A 15797-nucleotide genomic window follows, 5' to 3' on the forward strand; every position below is an offset into this window, starting at 1 on the left:
CAATAAAGGTGAATAATGCAAACAATAGCAGAAAGACTGAATTCCACACGGGAAGGAATAGTTCAGGCCACTGCGTTGGCACATCGTCCTCCAAACTCAGTCAAATTACTAGCTGTCAGTAAGACCAAACCGGTATCTCAAATTAACCTTGCGTATGAGGCCGGACAACGTTTATTCGGAGAAAACTACATTCAGGAAGGTGTTGAAAAAGTGCAAGCACTTCAACACTTAGACGACATTGAATGGCATATGATAGGGCCGATTCAGTCCAATAAGACTAAGTTGGTAGCGGAGCATTTCAATTGGGTACAGTCGATAGACAGAGAAAAGATTGCTCGTAGATTAAGTGAGCAACGCCCACAGGAACTTGGGCCTTTGTACGTGTGTATTCAGGTTAATATCGACAGTGAAGTATCCAAGTCTGGTGTTGCACCAGATGACGTTGCATCACTCGCCACTGCTATTGAACAACTCCCCAATCTCAAACTGAGGGGACTTATGGCCATTCCAAAAGCCAACGCAAGAGAAGAAGAACAGCACAACTCATTGTGCAAACTACAGGAGCTATTTGACAGCGTAGGTACTTCACGCCCTGAATTCGATACACTCTCAGTAGGTATGAGCGGCGATATGCAAGCCGCTATTGCCAATGGTTCAACCATGGTTCGAGTAGGCACTGCCATATTCGGTGCAAGAACATAGCAACAAATATTTGTTTAGGAACACGATGCAATCTAGAAAAATTGCCTTCATTGGCGCCGGGAATATGACTCGCTGCATTATTTCCGGCTTGGTAAAAAATGGTTACGACGCCAAATGTATTATTGCGAGTAACCCATCAACACCTAAACTCGATGGCCTAAGTGCAGAGTTTGGTATACAAACAACGCAAGATAATAACGAGGCCTGTGAATTTGCTGACGTTATTGTGCTGTCGGTAAAACCACAGGTAATGGAGGCTGTTACTGCAGAGTTTTCTGCTTCACTACTTACAGGTAAACTTTTCGTTAGTTTGGCTGCCGGACTTCCCGTCTCGCGACTTCATCAAATGCTTGGTAGCACATACCCGCTTATTCGCGTTATGCCTAACACGCCAAGCTTACTCGGAAAAGGCATGGCTGGCCTATTTGCCGACAAGAATATTGAGCAGAGTGACAAAGAATTTGCACAGCAAATGATGAACGCTGTAGGTAAAACCATCTGGGTGGAGAGCGAAGGGGGTATCAATACGGTCATTGCCGCAGCAGGAAGCAGCCCTGCATACTTCTTCCTATTTTTAGAAGCCATGCAGCAAGAAGCAATCGCCATGGGTATAGGCAAATCAGAAGCCAGGCTACTTGTTGAACAGGCTATGTTAGGCAGTGCTGAAATGGTTTGTCACAATCCTGACCTTGAATTGAGCGAACTTAGAGCCCAAGTTACGTCTAAAGGCGGAACCACCGCAGAAGCAATTGCAACTTTCGAAGAGCTTGGTTTACGTACCTTGGTGCAAAGCGCTATGCAAGCCGCGGTCAATCGCGCGGAAGAAATGGCTAAACAGATTTAAATTCAGGATAACAACCAATGAATGCAACAGTATTTTTAATCAGTACGCTGTTCAACCTTTACCTTATGATAGTGATCTTGCGTTTATGGCTGCAAATGGCAAGGGCTGACTTTTATAATCCACTTAGTCAGTTTATCGTAAAAGCGACCCACCCCATTGTCGGCCCCTTACGCCGGTTTATTCCCTCTTTTGGTCGTTTAGATACGGCAACCTTGGTACTCGCTATTGCCGTGGCAGCGCTCAAAATCACAACACTTGGACTACTTTTTGGTGGCACGCTAAACCCCGTCAGTATCTTGGTCATTGCATGTATTGATGTTGTAAAAGAGACGCTATCGTTAATGTTTTGGGTACTATTACTTCGCGCTATTTTGAGTTGGGTATCACAAGGTGCATCACCCATTGATTACGTGTTACATCAGCTCACTGAGCCATTCCTCTCCCCCATACGTAGAATATTACCTCCACTGGGTGGACTAGACTTATCCGTACTTGTGGCCATTATTGGACTTCAATTTTTGCAAATCCTGTTACAGGACATGTTTCGTTTTTATTAGTGTAGAGCGAGTGAGCCACCTATGAATCTACTAACAACAATTAAAACGAGCGTAATCGCGGCGCTTCTTTTATTTATACCTTTTAGCCACGCAGAACAAAAAGAAACGTTAGGTGACTGGGATGTGCATTACATAGTATTCGGCACTCCCTTTCTGACGCCGGAAGTGGCTAAATCTTACGGCATTGTGCGTAGTAAGTTTAATGCACTGGTTAACATCTCGGTGCTAGATAGCGACACTCAAAAAGCACAAACTGTTGCTATGTCAGGTACTGCTCGAAATCTACTTGGTACGTCAAAACCACTGTCTTTCAAAAAAGTGGTCGACGGTAACGCTATTTATTATCTTGCCATACTGCCGTTCAGAGACCAGGAAACTTATCGCTTCTCGGTGGAAATACAGCAAGGTGGCAAAACGCAAACCCTACAGTTTCAACAAAAAATGTATGTCGATTAAGCCTGGATTTTCGACATTACAATAAAAAGGAAGAGCCATGAGTAACATAGTTAACTACCAAGCTTTCGACAAACACGCGGTTATTACGCTTAATAACGGGAAGGTAAACGCGGTATCCCATCAACTCATCGATGAACTCAACGACGCCCTAGACAAAGCAGAAAATGCTGGGCTAGTCACTGTTATCACAGGTCAACCGGGCATGTTCTCGGGTGGCTACGATTTAAAAGTAATGAAAGAAAGCATGGATGCAGCCATGGCTCTGGTCGAGAGAGGTTCAACGCTAACAAGGCGTTTGTTGGCATTCCCTCAACCCGTAGTTGCAGCATGCAGCGGGCATGCAGTAGCAAAAGGAGCCTTTATATTACTGGCTTCGGATTATCGTATTGGCGTTGACGGTGCATTTAAAATCGGGCTAAACGAGGTGGCTATTGGCATGACAATGCATCGAGCAGGTATCGAACTCGCAGCACAACGAATGCCATTAGCACAGTTTAATCGCTCTGTTATTTGTGCTGAGATGTTCAGCCCCAAGCAAGCTGTTCAAGCAGGCTTTTTGGACATCGCTGTGCCAGAAGAGCAGTTCCAAGCGACCATCGAAAATGTAGTAGGTGCTCTCGCTGGGTTAGACAAAAAAGCGCATCACAAAACCAAACTCAAAGCACGTGCGGACGTGCTTGCTCGTCTCGATGCAGCAATTATTGAAGATCGCACCTCTTCACTATAATTCGTACCTTTAGCAATAGAATAGAGAAGTCGACCTTAATCCAGATATTTAAACGAAGTTAAGGTCGACCTATTCACACCGTTCTAACTTGTCATTGGAACACTAGTATATTTTCGAAGATTTGTTATTCTGACGTAAATACAAATTGAGTAAGTAGAGTACCGAATCATATCGTGGCTCAAATAATTTAGCTCGAAAGTGTCAGTAATTAGGGAAGTAGCTGAATGTTTGATATCCCCTCACCTAAACCACTAGACCAGTTAAGTGCTATTGTAATAGACCAAAATGCACTGGTACGCGACGCACTTAAAAGTCTGATGTATTCTTTAGGTCTTTCCTACACGCGAGGTGCAAGTGGTGCATACCATGCACTGTCAGAGTTTAGGCAACAACAATTCGACATTGTGGTACTCGCTTTCGACTTAAATACCGACAAAGATGGTTTCAACTTACTGGAAGAGCTAAAGTTTAAAGGATTTATTAAAAAGTCGACCTGCGTTATTTTTATAAGCGCCGACACAGACCCCGCGCTAGTGCACAGTATCGTTGAACTTCAACCCGACGACTTTTGGACAAAACCACTTGATCACCAAAAAATAAAACAGCGAATAATCAACATACTCAATTGTCGCAAACTGCTACACAAACCTTTTTATTGTGCCGACCACAAAGAATACTCCAGAGCAATATACTATGCAGAGCGAGGTCTCAAGCAACAGAAGTTAAAAGGGTTCCATCCCAAACTTCAGCGTTTGATAGGAGACTGCCTGTGTGAGTTAGGAGAGTTCGCGTCAGCTGAGAAATACTATGGAACTTTGTTGTCTGAGTTTAATTATAGCTGGGCACACACGGGGTATGCCCGCGCCTTATTAAAGCAAGACAAGCTTGAGGAGGCACAGGCTAAAATTGAGACACTGAAACAACGAGCGGATACTCGCTTTATGGCCTATGACCTCTTGGCAAACTATTATGTCGAGCTCAATGAATTTGATAAAGCCTTTACCGAAATTCAGCAAGCGGGCAAGCTCGCCCCCAGAAATATAGAAAGAAGCAAGCGCGTTTGTGATTTGGCCAAACTCAATCACAATGCAGAAGAGCAGTATGTCTCTGCCTTTCGCATGGAGAAATATGCTCGTAACTCCATTCACGCGTCACCAGAAATAGTATTAAACCTGATCAGAGCTTCAATTGACTTGGCAGCATCAGCGCCACCGGAAGCAGGAGCCAGCACGCTTCACAGAGCTTCGAGGCAGCTTATTGACTTGTGTAAAACGGTAGACTCGACAACCAAAAATCGCGCAAAGATTATTGAAGCGAGGATCCTTGTTACTCAGGGCGAGAAGAGACTCGCTGAATCCAAAATAAACGGTATCAAACTCTCTACTTTGTCACTTTCGTTTGATGACAATATGGACTTAGTTAAACTTTACCATGCTCTAGGTCACAGAGAGAAAGCAGTAGCACTCTTAAAACAGATTAAAAAACCAATTATCTGAAGATGCATTCGCCAATCCTATTATTCTTCGATACATCGACCAAGAACTTGAGGAGAAAGCTAGTATTCACTTTACTCCTCGGGAGCTGATAGATATGGCTTCTAATCACTACAAGCAAAAACGCTATTTACCTGCGTTTAAAGCCTTGTCTGATGCATTTCAACTCGCCCCTAATAATATTCATATCGCACTCAACCTACTGCAGACACTTGCAGCAATTAGCGAGATGAAGTCTTTCGAAGAAGAGCATACTGTTGGCCTTCAGCGCTGCTTATCCATATTAGCAGCGTCTACGCTTAACGAAGAGCAGCAAGAGAAATACAACCGTTATCTTGAAATGTTACCGTCACAAGAGGAACTCAGCGTGAAGGACGCGTCATAGGCTCTGCGCGCTAATTTAACACAGACAGTAAATTTACAACCTTTACCTATCCGTAAACTTGGTCAATAATCATTATCTAACTGGTCAGTCCACAGCTTCGAACTGACCCATGAAACAAAAATTAGAGACTGATTATGACAATGTCCCAAGCTCCCTACCCTCATTTGCTAGCGCCACTTGACCTAGGTTTTACAACGCTGAAAAACCGGACCTTAATGGGTTCTATGCACGTAGGACTAGAAGAGGAAAAAGATGGTTTTTCGAAACTAGCGGCGTTTTATGCGGAACGAGCAAAAGGCGGTGTGGGGTTAATTGTCACTGGGGGTATTAGTCCTAATATCTCTGGGTGGGTTGCACCATTTGCAGGAAGAATGACGCGCAACAAGCACGTTAAGCAACACAAACAGATCACGGATGCTGTGCATGCCGAAGGTGGAAAAATATGCATGCAGATCCTTCACTCTGGACGTTACGGTTATCATCCACTCGCTGTTTCGGCGTCCGCCATGAAATCTCCTATTACTCCATTTAAACCGAGAGCACTGTCTTCTCGCTCGGTGAGAGGCACGATAAAAGACTACGTTAGGTGTGCTTCGCTCGCTCAGCGAGCTGGCTATGATGGAGTTGAAGTGATGGGCTCCGAAGGCTACCTCATCAACCAGTTTTTTTGTCAGCGCACCAATCACAGAGATGATGAATGGGGTGGCAGTCTAGAAAACCGAGCTAGACTGGCTGTTGAAATCGTAAAACAAACCCGAGAAGCAGTGGGTGCCAACTTTATTATCATTTATCGCCTGTCTATGTTGGATCTGGTTGAAGGTGGGGCGGCCTGGGATGAAGTGGTCTATCTCGCGAAAGCTATTGAAAAAGCGGGCGCGACAATAATCAACACAGGGATTGGCTGGCATGAAGCTCGTGTCCCGACAATTGCGACCTCAGTCCCACGAGCAGCGTTTACTTGGATCACCCAACGCATGAAAGGTGAAGTGTCTATTCCCTTGGTGACAACAAACAGAATAAACACACCAGAAGTTGCCGAATCTGTGCTGGCTGAAGGACACGCAGATATGGTATCTATGGCCCGTCCATTTCTGGCTGACCCTCACTTTGTGAACAAGGCAGTTAACGACCAATCTCATCTTATCAACACCTGTATCGCCTGTAATCAGGCGTGCTTAGACCATGCTTTCGAACAAAAACGGGCAAGTTGTTTAGTTAACCCTCAAGCCTGTTATGAAACTGAACTCACGTTTTCTCCGGTAGAAACAGCGAAAAAAATTGCTGTTGTAGGTGCAGGTCCTGCAGGATTAGCGTTTTCAATGTACGCGGCGGACCGTGGACATGAGGTACACTTATTCGACGCAGCACAAGAGATAGGAGGGCAATTCAACTACGCCAAACAAGTTCCGGGTAAAGAGGAGTTTTATGAGACGCTCCGATTCTTTAGTCACCAATTAACACGTACTGGTGTAAACCTACATTTAGGACAAGAAGTCACTGCAGACTATCTCGCTGAGCTAGGCTTTGATGATGTGGTCCTTGCAACAGGAATAAAACCCAGAGAGCTCAGTATCGAAGGGCATGACCACCCTAAAGTGTTGAGTTACCTCAATGTACTAAGAGACAAAGTATCGGTGGGTAAACGAGTGGCCGTTATTGGTGCGGGTGGAATAGGGTTTGATGTAGCCGAATTCCTTGTTGAAAAAGAAAGCTTGGCCACTGATAGAGAAAAATGGCTGGCTCATTGGGGCATAGATAAAAGCTACAACCAGCCTGGAGCGCTCACCGAGAAACATATCAATCCTTCAGAAAGAGATGTGTACCTCCTTCAACGTAAAACATCCAAAGTAGGCAAAGGATTGGGCAAAACCACGGGTTGGATCCACAGACAATCACTCAATCATCACAATGTTAAAATGATGAATGGCGTAACCTATGAAAAGGTTGATGATCAGGGCCTACACATCACCATTAACGACAAACCTATGTGTTTGGAAGTCGACCATATCATCGTATGTGCTGGCCAAGAGCCGTTTAAACCCTTGCAAGACCCCCTCGAAGAACAGGGCTTGTCAGTACATATTATTGGCGGTGCAGACGTTGCCGCTGAACTCGACGCAAAGCGAGCAATTAGACAAGGAGCTGAATTAGCCGCGGTTATCTAGTGCACGCGATCAACGTATGACTATTATTGGCGTGAGGGACTGCCCCCTCGCGTAAACGCTACGCAGAGTCACAGCAGTTTCAATAACAAGCACCTCACTGTATAATTTATCGGCAAGTCTTAAACCTCCTCGAAGTCACTGATCATTTAGGGAAGAGCGTTGATTCGATTCAGTATATTTCTTTTGGCTTTCTTTACGTTAATCACTCAAGTTTCGGCACGTGATGAAGTGTTCACAGGTCGTCAACAAATGACAGATGATCTGAACTTAGAATTCAACTATCAGGTGATACAACGAGCCTTAGCACTGACCGTACCCGAGTACGGTGAATATCGTATTCAGGCGCGAGGCACAGGTGATATTCCTAAGCAGCGAGCATTAGAAGAACTACAAAAAGAAGATGGATTATTTAACGTTGTACTCGCCGTTACTCAACCTGATTGGGAAGAACAAGTTATTCCCATTCGAATCCCAGTCAGAATGGGTTTACTAAGCTACCGAATATTGGCCGTTCACAAAGATAACCTAGCTCAATTTAGCGAAATAGCTGATGAGGAAGCACTCAAAAAATTAACGGTAGGACTGAGAAAAAGCTGGGCGACATGGGAGGCCATGCAAGCAAAAGAGTTTAGTATTGTTAATGCTTACTCTTACGAACAATTGTTCTCAATGTTAGAGAAGCAACGTTTTGACTATATCCCAAGGGGAATTTACGAGGTCTTTGAAGAAGTTGAAAAGCAACAAGCTATAAACAAGAACATCGTTGTTGAACCCAACCTCTTGGTAGTTCTACCCGCCTACTACTATATGTTTGTCTCTCCCCATGCGCCCAGACTAGTTGAACGCATGACACTAGGGCTCAACCGCATGGTTGAACAAGGCATGGTTGAACAACTGATAAACGAACATTACGGTGAGTTCATTGAGCGAGCTAATGTTGCCAACAGGCGGGTTATTTATTTAGGGGATACGGAATCGTCAAAAACAGCGCCACTAGACCAGCCTGAATATTGGTGGCGCTTTCCAGAACTTGAACAACCACTCAACGATAACTAGAAGAGCTTTAAACAACGAAGCTCTTCATTCACCGTTGCGCTATACGTTTCTCGTCGCCATGGCCGGTGGTATTGAAGACGCTTTTAATGCTGGGCCAAACACAGCAACTTGCCCCAACAAGTAAAAACAAAGTCCACCCAAGGGCAAGAAGTACCAAGGCATGCGACCTAGTTCAAAGGCTGAAACCAAAGTCATATTCAATCCTATGGTAAGTGCGATACCGACGATGACGCCCAATGTAGTAATAACGACATTTTCTGTCATAAAGTATTGCACTATGTTTGCCTTACTTGCCCCTAACGCTCGCCGAGTGCCAATTTGACGCAATCGGCGATTCACATTAAAGCTTGCCAACCCGACAATCCCCTTGCCCGTAATAGCAATCATAATGATCATAACCACGTACAAGATTTGTATCATAGCGCTGTGACGGCTATAGCTGTCTTCGCGGATCTCTTCAAAGGAGCGCAGATTTTCAACCAGTCTCTCATCAGCACGTTTTGCTAAAAGCTCTTCTACATCCCGCATGGTTTGGTCTCGCATGCCTTCTTCGGCACGAATAAAATAACGATTCCAGTTGTCACCAACAATATACTCAGGCGACAACATAGCGTTTTCGAGTTTGTTCCATCCTATCCAAGGCGCTTGAAGTTGATCTATCACACCGATAATTTGCATTGGTTCAGTGTTATTGATGAATATGGTTTTCCCAACGGTTTCTGCATAATCAAGTTCAGGAAACATGTCATTGGCGAGGGCGACAGTAACAATGACATTTTGCGGCCAACCTTCTTGTGTACCATCACGCAGTCTTATGTCAGTTTTGGTGAAATTGCTTCCTGCCACTAACTCAACACCCAGCGTATCAATACCCTGTTCATCAACCATGTAAATCGACGATGGTGTACTAGGTTTGTTTTCACCAGACTCCACCTGAAAAGACATTGACCATCCACCACCACTAATAGGCACAGAGTTAATAGTTGTTGCGTTTCTCACGCCAGGCAGCGCACGAATTTCACGGAGGTCTTCCTCTAACGTATTGAGGTGATTAAACCCTGTGGCAAACCCAGTACTACTGATTTGAAAGCTATTCGCTTCATCTACCCCACTGCTACGCGCCATAAGGTCATTTCGCTCTCCGATAATAAACAAAGCATTGAGCACTATAGCCATGGTAAACGCAATTTGAAGTGCGATAAGTATTGCTCCAGTTTTGTTTCGGAGAAGACTTCTGAAAATAGGGCCAAGATTTAATTGAGTCATAATGAGTTATCCCTTTAATTGGCCAGCTGGAGCAATAGCACTGGCGCGCCACGTGGGGTAGATACCAGCGATGATAGTGGTAATTGTTGATATACCAATGGCGAGTAACATCATATTGGAATCAAGAGTTGTTAATCTGTCGGCAAACTCACCATAAAGGGTACGAACACCTTGTAAGCCGAAGTAAGAGAAGAGTAAGCCTAGTAATCCACCTGCCACACCAATGCATGCCGTTTCTACTAAGTGCTGCATGAACAGATCTCCCCGAGTTGCTCCCACCGCTCTGCGCAAACCAATTTCGCCAGACTTTCCAATGAACTTGGATAGCATTAACCCTATCGTATTAAGTAGACACACCAATAAGAACATCATTGAGAGCCACATCATTATCTGCGCATCATCAGCGACAACCTCGTTATACTCCAACCACTCTTGAACATTGCTCATGCGGTTATTAAGCGGACGAGGAAATCTACCAAGGGCCTTTTGTTGCTCTACATAACTATCGAGGAAGGTGTGATACCTAGCTTCATCTTGCGGTGAGGTCAACTCGACCCAAAACTGATAGTTAACGCATTCCGAATTTAAAAAAGCAAGAAAACCGGTGCCTTCGGGTGGCTTCCAACAATTGGTATTACCCCAACTAGGAAGTTCCATGGGTAGTTTTAGCGACAGTGGAATAAAAACATCTGCCGTACCACCAAAATCCCCAGTGTTCAGATCGAAGAACTTCGGTACTGGGTGCCATTCATCAATGACCCCTACAACTTGAAATGTTTCTCCAGAGATAGTGACAGACTCACCAACTGAATTTTCGCCGCCAAATATGCGATCATTGACATCGCGAGACAACACTACCACGTGTTCCGCATTTTGATCTGCAGATGCATCCCATCCAGCACCATAAATAAACGGCACATTAAACATTGGGAAAAAATCAGTAAAAGTAAGTCTGAACGAGCTCTGAAAAGGCTTAACATCTGGATTTTCCGGCTCGATAATACCACCAGAACGAGCCATTGCAGCTTGTCTAAATGCTTGTTCGGCTTGCTGAAGATTGTTGACATCGGTCCAAGTTAACTGCAATGGAGGTGCATCATCATCACGCGCCGCCTCATAGGGGCTCCAGCTATCCAACTGAATGTGATAAAGCACGTCATTCTTTTCCTTGATAGGATTGTTTGACATCAAGTAATTGACTGTAATGGTTGTCATCAGCGCACCAATGCCAAAGGCAATCGCTAACACCATCAATAAACTCAGTATTGGATTGCGCTTGAAGCTGAGCATGGCCAATTTAATGTAGTAAAAAAACATGCCCGCCTCCTACGCACTTGCCGCAGACGGCAGGTCTTGTTCCACTAAAGTGTTTTCACTTACCTGACCATCGCGAACAAAAATATTACGCTTCGCTTGTTTTGCAAAACCCGGATCGTGGGTCACCATAACTATGGTAGTGCCTTGCGCGTTAATGTTGTGGAGTAAGTCCATAACACTGTGCGCCATCTTACTATCGAGATTACCCGTGGGTTCGTCGGCGAGCAGAAAACGGGGCGATCCAGCCAGTGCCCTCGCTATTGCTACTCTTTGCTGCTGCCCGCCAGAAAGTTGTGCAGGTAAATGCTTCATACGATTGCTCAACCCAACTGTTTCTAGCGCCTCTTCGATGCGTTTTTTCCGTTCGGCGCTGTTGAATCCCCGATAACGCAACGGTACGTCCACATTATCAAAAAGATTGAGATCAGGAATTAGATTAAAGCTCTGAAAAATAAATCCTATTTTTTCATTTCTAAGTCGGCTTCGGGCACTGTCACTCAAGTTTGAAACATCTTTACCGTCAAGCTCATAGGTTCCAGAAGAATAGGTTTCAAGTAACCCTGCAATATTTAAGAAGGTGGTTTTTCCCGATCCTGAAGGTCCTGTCACAGTAACAAAGTCGCCTTCATCCACGTTCAAACTGAATTGTCGTAATGCATGAGTTTCTACTACATCGGTTCTGAAAACCTTACTGATGTTTTCCATTTTTAGCATAATTTTCTTCCTCTTATTGAGTGAGTAAAACGGTTTCTGCGCCGCGAAATGCGTCTGTGCTGGAGATGATTATTTGGTCACCGGCATTAAGCCCTGAGAGTATTTCTACGTCTGAAAGGCTTCTTGCGCCGGTATTGATGGATGTTCTTGTAGCGATATCACCGCGAACGATGTACGCAATGCGTCCACTGCCACTTTCAAGAAATTGACCACGCTGAACCATAAGTACACCGGGCTTATTTTCTATTAAAATTCGGGTAGTTAAGCGCTGGTTTTGTCGAAGCCCTGACACCGACTCATCGCTAAAGCGAACCCGAGCAGTCACCTGGTTGTCTATGATTTCAGGAGAAATAGTCACCAAAGTCGCTAGCCGTTTTTTACCATCTACCATGACTTCGGTTTCCATACCAATAGCAAGGTCATCGGCGTAACCCTCTGGAATAAGTACCTCCAATTCAAACTCGCTGAGGTCAACCACTGAGAGAATATCTTGATTCTGCGCCACTTGATTTTTTTGCTCGACCGCTAAATTACCCACGATCCCCGTCACTGGAGAGCGCACAGTAAGCTCTTCAACCTTGCGTTGAAGATCAGCAACTAACAGTGATTGTCGGTCGACTTGCAACTGGCTGGTTCTCACCTCAAAGCTAAGTAATTCTTTGTTGAGGTCTGCATCTGAAACCGCATGTTGATATTCGAGTTTGGCATTCTCTAAGTCGTCTTGCGCTTTTTCGAAATCTATCTCACTGATACTGTGATGCTCAAAAGCGCTATCAGCTCTGCGCTTCTCCCGCTCTGCAGCACTCAGTGCTACGCGTGCAAGATCCACCGATTTTTGGTCTTGTAACGCTTTTTGTTTTGCATCTATTTTCTTGCGATCAAGCTCAATTTGCAGGCGCTGCAAGTTCGCCTCTTCTTGTTTGAGCTGGTTGGTAAGTTCGGGGCTATCAATGTAGGCAAGAATATGACCCGTTTCCACAGAATCTCCTGCGGCAACCTGGTAGTTGATGGTTCCCTGATAAGGACTGTAAAGCTTAGGACTCACCGCAGCGACTACTCTTCCCTGCAACGATAAGTCTCGTGTCAGATCGCCGTGGGTTACCTGAGCAATTCTTAACCTATCACGGGCAACAGAGATATCTGTATTGGCCCAATTAGAATAGCTCGACGCCAATACACCTAGCGCACTCAGTACAAGTACTACAGCTATTCCCCCCAGTATCCACGTTTTTCTTTTTGATTTTGGCGCTACAGCGACGTCCTGCGCACTGGTATCCGCTATTTTCATCCTTATCCCTCATTCAACGCGTTCAATGATTGTCTGTCTCAAGGTAAAACCAAGAGCAATAAAACATCAGTCGCACTGAACGTTGAGAAAGTTTAAATGTAGATAAAATAGTGAGGCAGTTTAGGCACGTGGCTAAACCAGTAAATTCAATCTAGTATTTAGAGCGTGTTGGACTGAACCTTTCAACTGTGAAAGAGTAGTAAACAAGTGTTGGAAATTGCTGCGGCTCACTAGACGGATACACATGAAACAACTAAAAATTTTATTGCTGTTTGCTCACCCATCCCAATCGCGTTCAGAAGTAAATTTACCTCTGTTTGAGAACGCTAAATCACTTCCGTTTGTCACCACTGTTGATTTGTATGCTGAGTATCCGAAATTCAATATCGACATTACTCGAGAGCAGCAAAGACTGCTCGATCATGATGTTGTCATCTTCCAGTTTCCGTTTTACTGGTACTCAACACCCGCCATTTTAAAAGAATGGCAAGACTTGGTACTGGAGTACGGCTTTGCCTACGGAACCAATGGAAACGCATTACACGGCAAAACCTTTATGTGTGCACTGAGCGCAGGTGGTAACAAAGACGCCTATCGAGCTGGCGGCTACAACCATTTTACAGTAAGAGAATTACTTCAACCCCTAGAACAAACTGCAATGCTTACCGGTATGCGTTATTTACCGCCGTTTTCTCTATTTTCTAGCCGTTCAGCGGTAGAGGAAAAGCGCATGCCCCAACATATTGAAGACTGGCAGAAGCTGCTCAACGCACTACATCATGGCCAGTTTGATGATTTACAAACGGATAATACCGTTATCATTAATGACCTTTTACCCTCGCTCGCTCATTAAAACCAAGTTAAAAACGGACACTTCATGACCATCTATTTCGTTCAAGCCTTTATTTACTTGGTTGCAGCAGTAATTACTGTGCCCCTGGCCAAAAAGCTCGGGCTGGGCTCTGTCTTGGGTTACTTAATTGCGGGGGTAATTATTGGGCCGGTGACCGGTTTAGTCGGTCAAGAAACGGTGACTATTCAGCACTTCGCCGAATTTGGCGTGGTGATGATGTTGTTTTTAGTGGGTTTAGAGCTAGAGCCCAAAATGCTGTGGCAAATGCGTAATCGACTCCTTGGTCTGGGAGGGCTACAAGTCATACTTACCGCAGCACTTATATTTGCAGTAGCACTAGCATTTGGTCAGGTATGGACGGTTGCTCTCGCTATCGGATTAATTTTCTCACTGTCTTCCACAGCCATTGTTCTACAAACATTTAATGAAAAAGGACTGACCAAAACCGAAGGTGGACAAAACGCGTTTTCCGTGCTTTTAATGCAGGATATCGCGGTTATCCCAATGCTCGCTTTTATCCCCATGTTAGCACTCCCAGAGCTTGCCGCTGCAGCGCAAGCCACGAAAGAGGCTGCCGATCATCACGAAGAACTTAGTCTTGTAGCTGGCTTGCCCACTTGGGCTTACGCGCTTGCTATTCTTGGCAGTATTGGTGGTGTTATTGCCGCGGGCCACTTTCTCAGTCGCCCTCTATTTCATTATGTCGCTAGTTCTGGTCTGCGCGAAATATTTGTAGCAACGGCGCTAGTACTTGTGGTTGGAATAGCTGCACTCATGAGTTTGGTGGGTTTGTCGCCAGCGCTAGGTACCTTTTTAGCCGGCGTTGTGCTCGCTAATAGTGAATTCAGACATGAACTTGAATCCAATATTGAACCGTTTAAAGGTTTGCTACTAGGGTTGTTTTTTATCACTGTAGGTGCTGGCATAGACTTCCAGATTTTAACAAGTAACCTTGTCATCATACTTGCCATCACAGCTGGTGTTATGTTGTCAAAAGCAGGCATTCTTTGGTTATTAGCGAGTATCTTCAAAATCCGCAATAGTAGTCGATGGTTGTTTTCAATGAGCCTAGCGCAAGCTGGTGAGTTTGGGTTCGTACTTCTGAGTTTTGGTATTCAAAATCATGTTGTACCCAGCGAAACAGCAAGCATGCTTCAATTAGTCGTTGCATTATCAATGTTTCTGACACCGTTGTTATTCATCCTATTCGATAAAGTGATATTGCCAAAATACGAGGCTGTGAGTAATAACCAGGAATACGACACAATTGAAGAACAGGGTACAGTGATCGTGGCTGGCATTGGTCGATTTGGGCAAATAGTGACCCGTTTACTGACGGCGAATGGGGTAAAACCTGTCGTACTCGACCATGAGGCTGGGCAAGTTGAAAACCTAAGACTCATTAATATTCAGGCATATTTTGGAGATGCTACTCGTCCAGAATTACTTCACACTGCGGGTATAGAAGAAGCCAAAGCCTTGGTTGTCGCTATAGACAATCGCGAGTCAGCTATAGAACTGGTTCACTATGTAAAACATACTTATCCCACCGTTAGAATACTAGCCCGCGCTTTTGATAAAGGTCACAGCTATGAATTATCCCTTGCAGGTGCTGACTATGTCATCAATGAGACCTATCACTCAGCGCTAGAAATGGGTGGCCAGCTCATGACTGATTTAGGTTTTCACCCTTTCGCTGTTGAGCAGAAAAAAGCCGCCTTCATTAATGCGGAAACCAATGCATCTCAGACACTATTTGAAAAATGGCAATCGGGGACAGAAGGTGAACGATTCGACCAAGACTACCGAAAGATATTCATGCAGCTAGAAGAAACTATCTTGCAGATGATGCAGCAAGATAGGGCTGATAAACACCACAGTGATGAACGCGGTTGGACACCTCCGCCTAAAGGATATCAAAACAAGTTTGAGGAGGGCGAGTAAGCTAGCCTTATGAAAATCGCGACCGTTACT

The 15797-nt window shown here is 44.7% G+C and carries 15 protein-coding genes; 11 read left to right on the forward strand and 4 right to left on the reverse strand.

Annotated features, from left to right (window positions below; all coding sequences use genetic code 11):
- Positions 1-15 precede the first annotated feature (15 nt).
- The 9 genes from EYS00_RS05385 to EYS00_RS05425 all read left to right on the forward strand — a co-directional run bounded on the left by EYS00_RS05385 (position 16) and on the right by EYS00_RS05425 (position 8385).
- Positions 16-702, forward strand: coding sequence for a YggS family pyridoxal phosphate-dependent enzyme (locus EYS00_RS05385; protein WP_130635524.1), 687 nt, complete (start codon positions 16-18; stop codon positions 700-702).
- Positions 703-727: 25 nt separating this feature from the next.
- The gene (gene proC, locus EYS00_RS05390; RefSeq protein ID WP_130635525.1) at positions 728-1546 is read left to right on the forward strand and encodes a pyrroline-5-carboxylate reductase; all 819 of its coding nucleotides are present in this window, start codon (positions 728-730) and stop codon (positions 1544-1546) included.
- Positions 1547-1563: 17 nt separating this feature from the next.
- Positions 1564-2103 (forward strand): YggT family protein, encoded by a 540-nt coding sequence (locus tag EYS00_RS05395; protein WP_130635526.1) that lies wholly within the window; start codon positions 1564-1566, stop codon positions 2101-2103.
- A gap of 21 nt (positions 2104-2124) precedes the next feature.
- Complete coding sequence (locus tag EYS00_RS05400) at positions 2125-2559, forward strand: DUF4426 domain-containing protein (protein ID WP_130635527.1); 435 nt, start codon at positions 2125-2127, stop codon at positions 2557-2559.
- 37 nt (positions 2560-2596) lie between these two features.
- On the forward strand, positions 2597-3286 hold the full coding sequence (locus tag EYS00_RS05405; protein WP_130635528.1) for a crotonase/enoyl-CoA hydratase family protein: 690 nt from the start codon (positions 2597-2599) through the stop codon (positions 3284-3286).
- Between the two features lie 224 nt (positions 3287-3510).
- On the forward strand, positions 3511-4782 hold the full coding sequence (locus tag EYS00_RS05410; RefSeq protein ID WP_130635529.1) for a response regulator: 1272 nt from the start codon (positions 3511-3513) through the stop codon (positions 4780-4782).
- A gap of 94 nt (positions 4783-4876) precedes the next feature.
- Complete coding sequence (locus tag EYS00_RS05415) at positions 4877-5164, forward strand: hypothetical protein (protein ID WP_130635530.1); 288 nt, start codon at positions 4877-4879, stop codon at positions 5162-5164.
- Positions 5165-5298: 134 nt separating this feature from the next.
- Positions 5299-7329, forward strand: a complete 2031-nt coding sequence (locus tag EYS00_RS05420) for an NADPH-dependent 2,4-dienoyl-CoA reductase (RefSeq protein ID WP_130635531.1) — start codon at positions 5299-5301, stop codon at positions 7327-7329.
- Between the two features lie 159 nt (positions 7330-7488).
- Positions 7489-8385 (forward strand): transporter substrate-binding domain-containing protein, encoded by an 897-nt coding sequence (locus EYS00_RS05425; protein WP_130635532.1) that lies wholly within the window; start codon positions 7489-7491, stop codon positions 8383-8385.
- Positions 8386-8424: 39 nt separating this feature from the next.
- On the opposite strand, the gene EYS00_RS05430 is transcribed toward EYS00_RS05425, so the two are convergent.
- From EYS00_RS05430 to EYS00_RS05445, 4 genes are read right to left on the reverse strand one after another with little or no spacing between them, the layout of a single operon-like run.
- Positions 8425-9651, reverse strand: a complete 1227-nt coding sequence (locus EYS00_RS05430; RefSeq protein WP_130635533.1) for an ABC transporter permease — start codon at positions 9649-9651, stop codon at positions 8425-8427.
- 6 nt (positions 9652-9657) lie between these two features.
- Positions 9658-10968 (reverse strand): ABC transporter permease, encoded by a 1311-nt coding sequence (locus EYS00_RS05435; protein WP_130635534.1) that lies wholly within the window; start codon positions 10966-10968, stop codon positions 9658-9660.
- A gap of 9 nt (positions 10969-10977) precedes the next feature.
- Positions 10978-11682 carry an ABC transporter ATP-binding protein gene (locus EYS00_RS05440; RefSeq protein ID WP_130635535.1) on the reverse strand — a complete coding sequence of 235 codons (705 nt, stop codon included), beginning with the start codon at positions 11680-11682 and terminating at the stop codon, positions 10978-10980.
- Between the two features lie 13 nt (positions 11683-11695).
- Positions 11696-12970 carry an efflux RND transporter periplasmic adaptor subunit gene (locus EYS00_RS05445; protein WP_130635536.1) on the reverse strand — a complete coding sequence of 425 codons (1275 nt, stop codon included), beginning with the start codon at positions 12968-12970 and terminating at the stop codon, positions 11696-11698.
- A 244-nt stretch (positions 12971-13214) separates the two neighbouring features.
- Here EYS00_RS05445 and EYS00_RS05450 point away from each other — a divergent pair, with 244 nt between their 5' ends.
- Both EYS00_RS05450 and EYS00_RS05455 read left to right on the forward strand, forming a co-directional pair.
- A complete protein-coding gene (locus EYS00_RS05450; RefSeq protein WP_130635537.1) occupies positions 13215-13823 on the forward strand; it encodes an NAD(P)H-dependent oxidoreductase in 609 nt (202 codons plus the stop codon).
- A 24-nt stretch (positions 13824-13847) separates the two neighbouring features.
- A complete protein-coding gene (locus EYS00_RS05455; protein WP_130635538.1) occupies positions 13848-15767 on the forward strand; it encodes a monovalent cation:proton antiporter-2 (CPA2) family protein in 1920 nt (639 codons plus the stop codon).
- The last annotated feature ends 30 nt before the right edge of the window (positions 15768-15797 follow it).

The sequence above is a fragment of the Alteromonas sp. KUL49 genome, assembly GCF_006538345.1.
GTDB lineage: Bacteria > Pseudomonadota > Gammaproteobacteria > Enterobacterales > Alteromonadaceae > Alteromonas.

Excerpts from the sequence above, each read along its gene's own strand:
- EYS00_RS05420 (WP_130635531.1), top strand. The coding sequence starts at position 5,299 with ATGACAATGTCCCAAGCTCCCTACCCTCATTTGCTAGCGCCACTTGAC.
- EYS00_RS05455 (WP_130635538.1), top strand. The coding sequence starts at position 13,848 with ATGACCATCTATTTCGTTCAAGCCTTTATTTACTTGGTTGCAGCAGTA.
- EYS00_RS05415 (WP_130635530.1), top strand. The coding sequence starts at position 4,877 with ATGGCTTCTAATCACTACAAGCAAAAACGCTATTTACCTGCGTTTAAA.
- EYS00_RS05410 (WP_130635529.1), top strand. The coding sequence starts at position 3,511 with ATGTTTGATATCCCCTCACCTAAACCACTAGACCAGTTAAGTGCTATT.
- EYS00_RS05405 (WP_130635528.1), top strand. The coding sequence starts at position 2,597 with ATGAGTAACATAGTTAACTACCAAGCTTTCGACAAACACGCGGTTATT.
- EYS00_RS05430 (WP_130635533.1), bottom strand. The coding sequence starts at position 9,651 with ATGACTCAATTAAATCTTGGCCCTATTTTCAGAAGTCTTCTCCGAAAC.
- EYS00_RS05445 (WP_130635536.1), bottom strand. The coding sequence starts at position 12,970 with ATGAAAATAGCGGATACCAGTGCGCAGGACGTCGCTGTAGCGCCAAAA.
- proC (WP_130635525.1), top strand. The coding sequence starts at position 728 with ATGCAATCTAGAAAAATTGCCTTCATTGGCGCCGGGAATATGACTCGC.
- EYS00_RS05400 (WP_130635527.1), top strand. The coding sequence starts at position 2,125 with ATGAATCTACTAACAACAATTAAAACGAGCGTAATCGCGGCGCTTCTT.
- EYS00_RS05395 (WP_130635526.1), top strand. The coding sequence starts at position 1,564 with ATGAATGCAACAGTATTTTTAATCAGTACGCTGTTCAACCTTTACCTT.
- EYS00_RS05440 (WP_130635535.1), bottom strand. The coding sequence starts at position 11,682 with ATGCTAAAAATGGAAAACATCAGTAAGGTTTTCAGAACCGATGTAGTA.
- EYS00_RS05435 (WP_130635534.1), bottom strand. The coding sequence starts at position 10,968 with ATGTTTTTTTACTACATTAAATTGGCCATGCTCAGCTTCAAGCGCAAT.
- EYS00_RS05385 (WP_130635524.1), top strand. The coding sequence starts at position 16 with ATGCAAACAATAGCAGAAAGACTGAATTCCACACGGGAAGGAATAGTT.
- EYS00_RS05450 (WP_130635537.1), top strand. The coding sequence starts at position 13,215 with ATGAAACAACTAAAAATTTTATTGCTGTTTGCTCACCCATCCCAATCG.